A 9,701-nucleotide genomic window follows, 5' to 3' on the forward strand; every position below is an offset into this window, starting at 1 on the left:
GACTTTTTTAGACAATAATTTTTCGAGTCCTCCTTGACGATATTTTCCTAACCAATCTTGTACAGTGACTCTATTTCTTCCTAGCATTTCCGCAGCTTCTGTCACCGTTTTTGCCTTTTTTGTCTTTAACAAGTACAATACCTGTATTCTTTCTTTTCCTGAACCAGTTTTTTCTTTTCTAAGCAGTTCCTTGAGTTCTGCTTCACTTTCAGATATTTCTATCTTATAAACTCCTGCCATATTTTTCCTTAAACTCTACTAATATGATATTCTAGCCTATCTGTAGTCACATTTTGGAGAATTGGTATTATGAATTGTTTCTCCCCACACCCCACACCCCACTATCCTATACTTTTTAAACAGGATTTAGTATGACCCTACCAGCCTAAAAATAGCAAAAAACCCGGCGGGAAAATTTCCCCACCGGGTCAAAAAGGCAAAAGTAAAGAATTATTTCTGATCAGCCTTTTTGCTTGACTTATCGCCCATTTTGTACTTACGCAAGAAGCGATCGACCCGGCCCTCGGTATCGATCATCTTCTGGGTTCCGGTATAAAAAGGATGATTACCGGACCAAACCTCCACATGAATTTCTGGTTTTGTCGAACCCACCGTCATCACCAGTTCACCATTACAGATCACCTTAGCGTCTGGATACCAAGTAGGATGAATTTTTTTCGGCATAATAAACCTCTCTATTAACCTAACGTTTCGAGTATTGAGGCGCCTTGCGCGCTTTGTGAAGACCGTATTTTTTCCGTTCCTTCGCCCGGGGATCCCGAGTCAGATAACCTTCACTCTTGAGGGGAGGACGATTTTCCGGGGCCAATTGACATAAAGCTCTAGCGACACCCAATTTCACCGCGTCCGCTTGGCCGGTCAAACCACCGCCCTCGGCCTTAACGATGATATCATACTCGTTTTCCAGTCCCAAAGTCTCCAGAGGAGCCTTAATCGTCTGGATATAGGTGGGAATGCGGTTAAAATGGGTTTCCCCATCGCGACCGTTAACGGTAATTGCCCCCGTCCCCGGCACCAGACGCACGGAAGCGACCGCCGATTTGCGTCGTCCCGTTCCCCAATAAACTACCTTATTTTTACTGTCCGTGGCTTGCATTGACTTAATTTCCTCCTGCGGGAATCGTATTAATCGCTAAAACTTCCGGTTGTTGTGCCTGATGGGGATGTTCCGCACCGGCATAAACTTTCAGTTTCGTGAACAATTTCCGACCTAAGCTATTTTTCGGGAGCATTCCCTTAACAGCGTGTTCGATAATCCGTTCGGGAATGCGTTTTTGCAGTTTATCGAAGCTTTCTACCTTCATCCCACCCGGTCTGCCGGAGTCGCGGCGATAAACTTTCTGTTGGCGTTTTTTGCCCGTCACCGTCACTTTTTCGGCGTTAATAACAATGACAAAATCCCCCGTATCCAGATGGGGGGTGAAGGTGGCTTTATTTTTGCCCCGTAGAATCATGGCGATTTCGGTGGCCAGACGACCTAGACGCTGATCGGCCGCATCGATGACGTACCATTTCTGCTCTAGAGTCTCTAAATTTGGTAGAGGTGTTTTGTTCATGGTCAGTTTGCCTTGGTTTACAAAAATAATTTTTTTTATTGCCGACCCGGGTGTTGGGGTGTTGGGGTGTTGGGGTTTTAGTTGAAATTCCCCCACTTCCCTATTCCCCATTCCCCCACTTCCCTATTCCCCTATCCCCTCTGCTCGGAAATAATAAAGAGGCTGAGTCTCGCACCAGACGCTATCGGCAAAGGGAAAATCGGCGTAACCCACCCGCAGTAAACATAGTCCTTTAGCTGGTGCGGCGTATTTGACCAATTCTCGGCGCTGATTGACCCAGATGTCGGTAAAGTTTTCTAGCGATCGCTCACCAGTTCCCACCTCCACCAACATTCCCACCAATAGGCGCACCATCCCGTACAAAAAGCCATTGGCTTGAATTTCCATCTGTACAAACGGCCCTTGACGGTAGCATTCCACCCCCTGTACTTCTACCCAAGAATGGTCACGACTAGAGTTAGCACGGTGAAAGGCGGCCAGATGGTGCTTACCCAATAGGGGAGCCAGGGCCCTGGCCATCAAATCGGCATCGAGGGGACGATGGTAGTAGTGCCAACTAAAGGGGCTAACAAAGAGATTGGGGATGGGGTCGGTATAGAGGGTGTAACGATAACGTCGCCAGAGGGCCGAGAAACGGGCGTGCCAGCGATCGGGGACTCGGGACGAGGCCCGAATGACGATATCGTCATCTAGCCGAGCATTGAGAACCTTGGCCCAATGGGCAGGTGGGATCGGACTCTGCTGCTGGAAATGGGCAACTTGGGCGGCGGCGTGAACACCGCTATCGGTACGTCCGGCCCCGTGCAGAGTGACGGCATGACCGAGAATATCGGCCAGAGCCTTCTCGATTTCTTCCTGCACGCTCCTGTGATGGGGTTGCCGTTGCCAGCCGTGGAAATTAGTTCCCACATACTGGATAACTAGGGCGATCCGCGACTGGGGGCAAGCTGTCATCGTTACATCAGTTCGATAATCGCCATGGGGGCATTATCCCCGCGACGGCGCAGGGTACGCACCACCCTGGTATAACCGCCGTTACGACTGCCATAACGGGTCTGGGCTCCTTCAAAGAGGGCATGAACCAGTTGTTTATCGTAGATGTAGCCCATAGCTTGGCGACGGGCGCTCAGGGAACCGTCTTTAGCTAGGGTGATAATGTGGTCTACCTCTGCTCGCACCGCTTTCGCTTTCGCTAGGGTGGTGGTGATCTGACCGTGGCGAATTAGCTGGGTGGCTAAGCTGCGCAGCAGTGCCTTTCTTTGGTCAGCCGGCAGACCCAATTGAGGCACTTTACACCGATGTCTCATGGTATTTTCCTGGAATTGGGTTTACTTGCTTTTTTCTTGGGGTAGGGTGATTCCTAACCGTTTTTGTAGGGCTTCAATGACTTCTTCGGCCGATTTCTGCCCAAAGTTTTTGATTTCTAAGAGATCTTCTTGGCTGTAATCGAGGAGGTCGGCTACGGTGTTGATCTGCGCTCGCTTTAGGCAATTGTAGGCGCGCACGGATAATTGTAGTTCCTCGATCGGAATTTGGTTTTCCTGGTTGATCTCTTGGTCGTCAAAGTTACTGGAGGATTCGAGGGCGTTGAGATCCTTGAGCGGGTTAAAGAGATTAACCAGCATATCGGCCGCTTGGGAAAGGGCTTCTTTGGGGTTAATGCTCCCGTTTGTCCAAATTTCTAAGAGCAGACGATCCCTAGCTTGACCGCTTTCGGAACGGATATCTTCGACGCTGTAGTTGACTTTGGTTACGGGCATAAAAATCGAGTCGATTTGCAGAAAGTCTAGCGAAGTGGCTTCGTCTTTACTGCGATCGATCGCCCGATAGCCTTTGCCTTTTTCCACGCGAAATTCCATCTCTAGCTTCGCCCCTTCGGCCAGGGTAGCGACGTACTGATTGCGATCGACTATCTCGACTTCCGAGGGTAAATCGAATTGTGCCGCCACTACTGTCGCCGGTCCAGTTGCCACTAAACGCCCGATCTGGGTTTGATTGGTGTAACTTTTGAGGATGATTTCTTTCATGTTGAGCATGAGTTCCATCACGTCCTCCCGTACCCCCTCGACGGTGGCAAATTCGTGATTGACTCCCGCGATCCGCAGGGCCGTCACGGCCGCCCCTTCCAGATTGGAAATGAGAATCCGTCTCAGGGCATTACCTACGGTTGTACCCTGGCCCCTTTCTAGGGGTTCTAGTACAAATTTACTGTACTGACTCTGATTCTTGTAAGTTTTTGCTTCTACACACTCGATTTGAAATTGCGCCACCGATTGACCTCCCTTGTTCAGTTATCAGTTTTCAGTTATCAGTTTTCAGTTTTCTTTAGCGTTCAGCCTTTAGCGTTCGGCGTTCAGTTTTTTGAGCAGATGGTCTTTGACGACCCGATGCTGCTGCTGATGCGCGCAAAGCTAACGGCTGTCGGCCTCAAGCTCCCTGTCACCTGAAAAAGCTGTTCACTGTTTACACTCTCCGGCGTTTGGGAGGACGACAACCATTGTGGGGGATGGGGGTCACGTCCCGGATCAGGGTGATTTCTAATCCTGCTCCTTGCAGGGCCCGGATTGCGGTTTCCCGTCCTGCCCCGGGGCCGCTCACCATCACCTCTAGTTGACGCATTCCCTGTTCGATTGCTCGGCGGGCGGCGTTATCGGCGGCGGTTTGGGCGGCGAAGGGGGTTCCTTTTTTGGCTCCTTTAAAACCACTCGATCCCGCCGATGCCCAAGAGATCACATCGCCTTTGGTATCGGCGATCGTGACAATGGTATTGTTGAAGGTCGATTGAATGTGAGCGACTCCGGTAGGAATATTTTTCTTCTGTTTTTTCGGTCCGGTTTTTTTGGTTGGTCGCGCCATAGTTTTTCTTGATTGGGGGATATCGCAATGAATAAAAAATTATTTCTTGGAGGGGGCTTTTTTCTTCCCTGCCACTGTCACCCGACGACCGCGACGGGTGCGCGCATTGGTTCGCGTCCGTTGCCCGCGCACGGGTAATCCTAGCCGATGCCGACGACCTCGATAGGTGCCGATATCGGCCAGGCGTTTGATGTTCATCGCCTCCCAGCGTCTCAAATCCCCCTCGATTTGATAATTTGTCTCGATATAAGTCCGTAGCGCCGCCACGTCTTCATCGCTGAGATCCTTGACCCGAGTGTCAGGGTTAACACCCGTCGCAGATAAGACTTCTTGGGAACGCGATAGACCCACTCCGTAGAGGTAGGTCAGGGCGATTTCCACACGCTTATCGCGAGGTAGGTCTACACCAGCTATCCTTGCCACGCTTTTTCTTTCTCCCTATGAACGATTTTTTTTCCAAAAACGACTACAATTAACGGTAACGATTCTCTGCCCCAAGACAGTGACTTTGGTGGGTTAACCTTGTCTCTGCTTGTGTTTGGGGTTGGAACAAATTACCATGACTCGACCGCGCCGACGGATGACGCGGCACTTTTCGCACATTTTTTTGACAGACGCTCTAACTTTCATGCCTAACTATTCTGGCAACACTGCAAGCTTACTATTATATCAGATTTCTTTTACTCGTGTCACCTATCTTTTTAAAATAAATTTGGCTGCTTATTAGGCTTTTTGGCTTCTCTGCCCGTCTTTATCGCTATTTTTTCTGATTTTTCAGGCGATAGGTAATTCTTCCTTTGGTTAGGTCGTAGGGGGTCAGTTCCACTTTGACGCGATCGCCAGGGAGGATTTTGATATAATTACGGCGGATTTTGCCAGATATATGGGCCAAGACGTTGAAACCGTTATCTAAATCCACCCTAAACATGGCGTTGGGCAAGGATTCGGTGACGGTTCCTTCCATTTCGATGAGATCTTGTTTAGACAAAGTTAATTCCTCAATTTCACTAGAGACAATTTAATTTAATGATCGGCAGCATCAACCGTGCTTTCAGCACAATTCCCCCAGTATAGCTTATCAGTTATCAGTGATCAGTAATCAGTAATCAGATGCGAGTTTTCAGTTCACAGCAAAAAAGCTCCCCATCTTCCCACTCCCCCCGCAACGCGCACGAAGTGGTCTCCTGATTCCACTCTCCACCCCCATCTCCCCACTACTAGGCAGTATTAGGGAGTAATATTTAGATAATCAACAGCTTAACATTGCCGTCTTTTCACTGATTACTGATTACTGTTCCCTGAAAAGCTGGATTACTCGACGACAATTCGCCATTCATGGAGTTCGTATTCCACACAACCATTCTCGATTAAAGGATCGCGAACTATAATTGCTTGGGCTTCCTCAAGGGAATCGGCCTTAAATAATAACATTCCGCCGCCCCTTTCTGCCCAATAACCGGTTTTTGCTGCTCGTCCTTGGCTAATTAAATCACGCACATAGTCCTTATGGGCGCTGACATAGCGATCAAAGGTAGTTTTATCAACAATGCCTTTTTCTATCTTGACAAACCAGGGCATAAATTCTCAGGAGGCTAGGACTGATTAACAATCATATAATTATACCGATTAATCTTGACCGTCGAGGGTGCAATATAACAGAGATATACAATTAGCTAGAGTTGTGGAAGACTGCTAGAATCGATGTGACAGCTTCATTTCTGTAGCTTTGCTTGTTTCTATGAATCAACCCCAGGGATCTCTATTTTTTATCGCGCTTTTGCCGCCGCCAGAAGTACAGGAAATTGCCACAAAAATCAAGTTAGAGTTTGCAGAAATTTACAATAGTCGCGCCGCCCTGAAATCGCCTCCCCACGTCACTCTCCAACCCCCTTTCCGGTGGAATTTAGGACAATTAACGGATTTAGAAAGATGTTTAGAGGAATTTGCCCGCTTGCACTCTCCTATTCCCCTGATTCTCCGAGATTTTGCCGCCTTTAAACCGCGAGTCATTTATATTAATGTCCAGAAAACCCCAGAATTATTAACCCTGCAAAAACGGCTTTTACAGCAGCTAGAATCTTCCTTGAACATCAGCGATAATGCCTCAAAAAGCCGAGCTTTTTCGCCTCATTTAACCGTTGGCTTCCGAGATTTAACTAAAGATAATTTCTGGAAAGCTTGGTCAAAATATGCTAATCAAGAGCTATTTTTTGAGGTGATAATCGATGAAATTACCCTCCTAATCCATAACGGTAAGCACTGGGAAATTTATCGGCAATTTCCTCTATAATCCAGACCCTTGGGGGTTTCTGCGGGTGCATATCATTTTTGTAAATCTACTAAGTTGGGATTTTTAAGGGGAAACTCTCTGCTAAAATCGGGCGTTACTTTCGATTTTATCACTCAATCCAAGCTTTTGGGGGGTAGAACCCCCCAAACCCCCCGTTGGGGGCGTGGCGCCGCCCCCAAACCCCGGAGCGCATTAGTTTTTCGGTGAGATGCTTACAGACAGCTGCTGATATATCTGTAATAATTTAAAAGTCACTGATAATTGCTGATTGTCGGTATTGCTGCAAGCGCGAGATAGACCCGATTTCTAGAGAGGAAGGGGTTATAGTGCTAAAATAGGAGAGAGCAGTTTTTAAAGCTTCATTTCTGGCTTTTTTGCGATATTTTCACCTATAGAGCGATTTTATGGCGACTCCGCCGCCCTGAAACCTATGTTACTCAAAAATCCCCCGAAAATCTCCCCCAATCTGATCAAAGAGCTAGAAACGATCCTCGGTAAAGATGGAGTCATCCGTCGCAAAGATGAATTATTAACCTATGAGTGCGATGGTATCACAGGATACAGACAAAGACCCGCTCTTGTGGTACTGCCCCGCAGCACCGCAGAAATTGCGGCGGTGGTGAAACTCTGTCACGATAACGAGATTGCCTGGGTAGCAAGGGGTGCAGGTACGGGCCTATCGGGAGGGGCGTTACCCTTAGAAGAGGGGATTCTCATCGTCACGGCGCGGATGAATCAGATTCTCGGGGTTGATTTAGATAATCAAAGGGTGGTGGTACAGCCCGGGGTGATTAATAATTGGGTGACGCAAGCGGTAAGCGGGGCGGGATTTTATTACGCACCGGATCCCTCTAGTCAAATTATCTGCTCGATCGGTGGTAATGTGGCGGAAAATTCCGGCGGGGTTCACTGTTTAAAATACGGTGTCACTACCAATCACGTTATGGGCTTAAAAATCGTCCTTCCCGATGGTTCAATTATCGATGTGGGGGGGGCAGTACCGGAACAACCGGGCTATGATTTAACCGGTTTATTTGTGGGTTCCGAGGGAACTTTAGGCATCGCCACGGAAATCACCCTAAGAATCCTGAAAACTCCGGAATCTATCTGTGTTTTACTGGCTGATTTTACCAGTATCGAGGCGGCGGGCCGAGCGGTGGCGGATATTATTAAATCGGGAATGATTCCGGCGGGGATGGAGATTATGGATAATCTCAGTATCAACGCCGTGGAAGATGTGGTAGCTACCGGCTGTTATCCCCGGGATGCCGAGTCAGTTTTATTAGTGGAATTGGATGGTTTAGGGGTAGAAGTCGCCAGGAATAAACATCGGGTTGCCGAGATTTGCCGTCAAAATGGGGCGAGAAACATCACCACGGCTAATGATGCCGAAACCCGCTTAAAACTCTGGAAGGGCAGAAAAGCGGCTTTTGCGGCGGCGGGGAAAATTAGCCCTAATTATTTTGTGCAAGATGGGGTGATTCCCCGCACTCAATTGGTCTATGTTCTTCAGGAAATTAAGGCTTTAAGTGAAAAATATGGCTATAAAATCGCCAATGTTTTCCACGCCGGGGATGGCAATTTACACCCGTTGATTCTCTACGATAACAAGGTGGAGGGTGCCTGGGAAGAAGTGGAGGAATTAGGCGGTGAAATTCTAAAACTTTGTGTGCGGGTTGGCGGCAGTTTATCGGGGGAACACGGTATCGGCATCGATAAAAATTGTTATATGCCCGCCATGTTCAACGAGATTGACTTAGAAACTATGGGCTATGTGCGGGACTGTTTTAATCCCAAAGGTTTAGCTAACCCGGGAAAATTATTCCCCACCCCGCGCAGCTGTGGGGAAGCCGCTAATGCCAAAATACAAGGCTTTGCGGGGGTGGATGTGTTTTAGGTTATCGGCAAGTATTGACTGATTACTGATTACAGTCCACCTTGGGTCATGAGGGCAGATTGATATTAGAGGGGAAAACTGGGACTTGTCTTTCCAGAAAACGCTGGGTGACTAATTCTCGGAAAATCTCTAGATCTTTTTGCCATTGTCCCAGATATTGTTTGAGCAGATTTAATCGATTGCTGCCCTCGGCCAGATTATAGTTAAAGTTACCGGCAAATAACAATGCTCCCAAAGTTTTGCCATCGGGTAATTGCAATTTTGCCTCGTTAATCGCCACGGATAGCTGAGAGGTTTCTAACTGATAAAGTAGATTTATGCTGGCTTGTAGGGGGGCTGTGCCGAAATTGTGCCAGGGACCGGGGGCCAGAAGGGTTTCGGTGATATATTTTTTAGCGGCATCGGGGCTACTAGGGAGAGGAACAATGCTTTTCGGGGCGATACTCAGGGCTTGATATTCGGCCAAAGGGAGTTTATCTAGATATAAACCAACAATTTCTGGCAGTTTCAGGTTCAGGCTATCGGGAGAGTTAATTATCTCCACAAAGGTAATTTTCCGAGGTTGGGCGACGATGCTGATACCATTTTGAAAATTAACTTGAGCGTAATTAGGATTGAGTGCCGGCTGGCCATTTAATTCCCAGTCGGGGGGAACTATTCCCGAATATTTGAGGAAATCAACCGTTAGCATGGCGGGATTGAGGCTTTTGGCGGTAATTGCCATGGAAAGTTCTTGTATTTCCCGCAAACTAACGAGAGGTTGATTGGAATTATTGTCAGTCGTGGCAGTCATGAATTTTCTCCTTGGATATTTAAGTTTTATCTTTAGGGCTACAGCTAAATTATTCCGGGTCTCGGTGGCCTAGTCACTAATCAAGCCATTCCAGATAAGTAGGGTTTGCGGCAAAAAGTTTTTTCTGGGTGTAGGGTGTAGGGTGTAGGGTGTAGGGTGTAGGGTTTTACAGATTTTCATCTGGTCAATTATCTAATTTTCAGGGAAAAAGTACCTGAATTTTCCCCCCAATCACTCCAAGGGTCGGCACTTTTTGATGGGCAAAAGGTCTAAAAGTTTTACCCAACA

General features: G+C 47.8%; 15 protein-coding genes. 2 read left to right on the forward strand and 13 right to left on the reverse strand.

Translation table 11 applies throughout. The annotated features are described in order from the left end of the window. From ACE1AQ_RS08635 to ACE1AQ_RS08690, 12 genes are all read right to left on the reverse strand, one after another. On the reverse strand, nucleotides 1–240 hold a 240-nt coding region (locus tag ACE1AQ_RS08635), incomplete at its 3' end, for a transposase (RefSeq protein ID WP_374808240.1). 210 nt (nucleotides 241–450) lie between these two features. After that, nucleotides 451–684 (reverse strand): 50S ribosomal protein L31, encoded by a 234-nt coding sequence (gene rpmE / locus ACE1AQ_RS08640; RefSeq protein WP_008199752.1) that lies wholly within the window; start codon nucleotides 682–684, stop codon nucleotides 451–453. A 19-nt stretch (nucleotides 685–703) separates the two neighbouring features. Continuing rightward, on the reverse strand, nucleotides 704–1,117 hold the full coding sequence (rpsI, locus tag ACE1AQ_RS08645) for a 30S ribosomal protein S9 (RefSeq protein WP_002737094.1): 414 nt from the start codon (nucleotides 1,115–1,117) through the stop codon (nucleotides 704–706). A 4-nt stretch (nucleotides 1,118–1,121) separates the two neighbouring features. After that, the gene (rplM, locus tag ACE1AQ_RS08650; RefSeq protein WP_002735375.1) at nucleotides 1,122–1,577 is read right to left on the reverse strand and encodes a 50S ribosomal protein L13; all 456 of its coding nucleotides are present in this window, start codon (nucleotides 1,575–1,577) and stop codon (nucleotides 1,122–1,124) included. A gap of 123 nt (nucleotides 1,578–1,700) precedes the next feature. Next, nucleotides 1,701–2,531 carry a tRNA pseudouridine(38-40) synthase TruA gene (gene truA, locus ACE1AQ_RS08655; RefSeq protein ID WP_110543512.1) on the reverse strand — a complete coding sequence of 277 codons (831 nt, stop codon included), beginning with the start codon at nucleotides 2,529–2,531 and terminating at the stop codon, nucleotides 1,701–1,703. A 2-nt stretch (nucleotides 2,532–2,533) separates the two neighbouring features. Next, the gene (rplQ, locus tag ACE1AQ_RS08660) at nucleotides 2,534–2,884 is read right to left on the reverse strand and encodes a 50S ribosomal protein L17 (RefSeq protein WP_002736334.1); all 351 of its coding nucleotides are present in this window, start codon (nucleotides 2,882–2,884) and stop codon (nucleotides 2,534–2,536) included. Between the two features lie 21 nt (nucleotides 2,885–2,905). Continuing rightward, nucleotides 2,906–3,847 (reverse strand): DNA-directed RNA polymerase subunit alpha, encoded by a 942-nt coding sequence (locus ACE1AQ_RS08665; RefSeq protein ID WP_008199744.1) that lies wholly within the window; start codon nucleotides 3,845–3,847, stop codon nucleotides 2,906–2,908. Nucleotides 3,848–4,040: 193 nt separating this feature from the next. After that, nucleotides 4,041–4,433 (reverse strand): 30S ribosomal protein S11, encoded by a 393-nt coding sequence (rpsK, locus tag ACE1AQ_RS08670; RefSeq protein ID WP_002735413.1) that lies wholly within the window; start codon nucleotides 4,431–4,433, stop codon nucleotides 4,041–4,043. Between the two features lie 39 nt (nucleotides 4,434–4,472). Then, nucleotides 4,473–4,856 (reverse strand): 30S ribosomal protein S13, encoded by a 384-nt coding sequence (gene rpsM / locus ACE1AQ_RS08675; RefSeq protein WP_002735415.1) that lies wholly within the window; start codon nucleotides 4,854–4,856, stop codon nucleotides 4,473–4,475. Between the two features lie 93 nt (nucleotides 4,857–4,949). After that, nucleotides 4,950–5,063, reverse strand: coding sequence for a 50S ribosomal protein L36 (gene rpmJ, locus ACE1AQ_RS08680; protein ID WP_012593611.1), 114 nt, complete (start codon nucleotides 5,061–5,063; stop codon nucleotides 4,950–4,952). A 127-nt stretch (nucleotides 5,064–5,190) separates the two neighbouring features. Continuing rightward, nucleotides 5,191–5,421, reverse strand: a complete 231-nt coding sequence (infA, locus tag ACE1AQ_RS08685) for a translation initiation factor IF-1 (RefSeq protein ID WP_002737109.1) — start codon at nucleotides 5,419–5,421, stop codon at nucleotides 5,191–5,193. A gap of 323 nt (nucleotides 5,422–5,744) precedes the next feature. Further along, nucleotides 5,745–6,011 carry a YciI family protein gene (locus ACE1AQ_RS08690; RefSeq protein ID WP_002736524.1) on the reverse strand — a complete coding sequence of 89 codons (267 nt, stop codon included), beginning with the start codon at nucleotides 6,009–6,011 and terminating at the stop codon, nucleotides 5,745–5,747. 160 nt (nucleotides 6,012–6,171) lie between these two features. Here ACE1AQ_RS08690 and ACE1AQ_RS08695 point away from each other — a divergent pair, with 160 nt between their 5' ends. Both ACE1AQ_RS08695 and glcD read left to right on the forward strand, forming a co-directional pair. Beyond that, a complete protein-coding gene (locus tag ACE1AQ_RS08695) occupies nucleotides 6,172–6,723 on the forward strand; it encodes a 2'-5' RNA ligase family protein (RefSeq protein ID WP_008199737.1) in 552 nt (183 codons plus the stop codon). A 430-nt stretch (nucleotides 6,724–7,153) separates the two neighbouring features. Continuing rightward, nucleotides 7,154–8,620 carry a glycolate oxidase subunit GlcD gene (glcD, locus tag ACE1AQ_RS08700; protein ID WP_008199735.1) on the forward strand — a complete coding sequence of 489 codons (1,467 nt, stop codon included), beginning with the start codon at nucleotides 7,154–7,156 and terminating at the stop codon, nucleotides 8,618–8,620. A 46-nt stretch (nucleotides 8,621–8,666) separates the two neighbouring features. Here glcD and ACE1AQ_RS08705 read toward each other — a convergent pair whose 3' ends face one another. Continuing rightward, on the reverse strand, nucleotides 8,667–9,413 hold the full coding sequence (locus tag ACE1AQ_RS08705) for a hypothetical protein (RefSeq protein ID WP_008199733.1): 747 nt from the start codon (nucleotides 9,411–9,413) through the stop codon (nucleotides 8,667–8,669). Nucleotides 9,414–9,701: the final 288 nt, after the last annotated feature.

This window comes from Microcystis sp. BLCC-F209, from assembly GCF_041928595.1.
Classification (GTDB): Bacteria; Cyanobacteriota; Cyanobacteriia; order Cyanobacteriales; family Microcystaceae; genus Microcystis.

Coding starts and splice junctions, on each gene's coding strand:
- rpmE (WP_008199752.1), bottom strand. CDS start 684: ATGCCGAAAAAAATTCATCCTACTTGGTATCCAGACGCTAAGGTGATC.
- rpsI (WP_002737094.1), bottom strand. CDS start 1,117: ATGCAAGCCACGGACAGTAAAAATAAGGTAGTTTATTGGGGAACGGGA.
- rplM (WP_002735375.1), bottom strand. CDS start 1,577: ATGAACAAAACACCTCTACCAAATTTAGAGACTCTAGAGCAGAAATGG.
- truA (WP_110543512.1), bottom strand. CDS start 2,531: ATGACAGCTTGCCCCCAGTCGCGGATCGCCCTAGTTATCCAGTATGTG.
- rplQ (WP_002736334.1), bottom strand. CDS start 2,884: ATGAGACATCGGTGTAAAGTGCCTCAATTGGGTCTGCCGGCTGACCAA.
- rpsK (WP_002735413.1), bottom strand. CDS start 4,433: ATGGCGCGACCAACCAAAAAAACCGGACCGAAAAAACAGAAGAAAAAT.
- rpmJ (WP_012593611.1), bottom strand. CDS start 5,063: ATGAAAGTTAGAGCGTCTGTCAAAAAAATGTGCGAAAAGTGCCGCGTC.
- ACE1AQ_RS08690 (WP_002736524.1), bottom strand. CDS start 6,011: ATGCCCTGGTTTGTCAAGATAGAAAAAGGCATTGTTGATAAAACTACC.
- ACE1AQ_RS08695 (WP_008199737.1), top strand. CDS start 6,172: ATGAATCAACCCCAGGGATCTCTATTTTTTATCGCGCTTTTGCCGCCG.
- glcD (WP_008199735.1), top strand. CDS start 7,154: ATGTTACTCAAAAATCCCCCGAAAATCTCCCCCAATCTGATCAAAGAG.
- ACE1AQ_RS08705 (WP_008199733.1), bottom strand. CDS start 9,413: ATGACTGCCACGACTGACAATAATTCCAATCAACCTCTCGTTAGTTTG.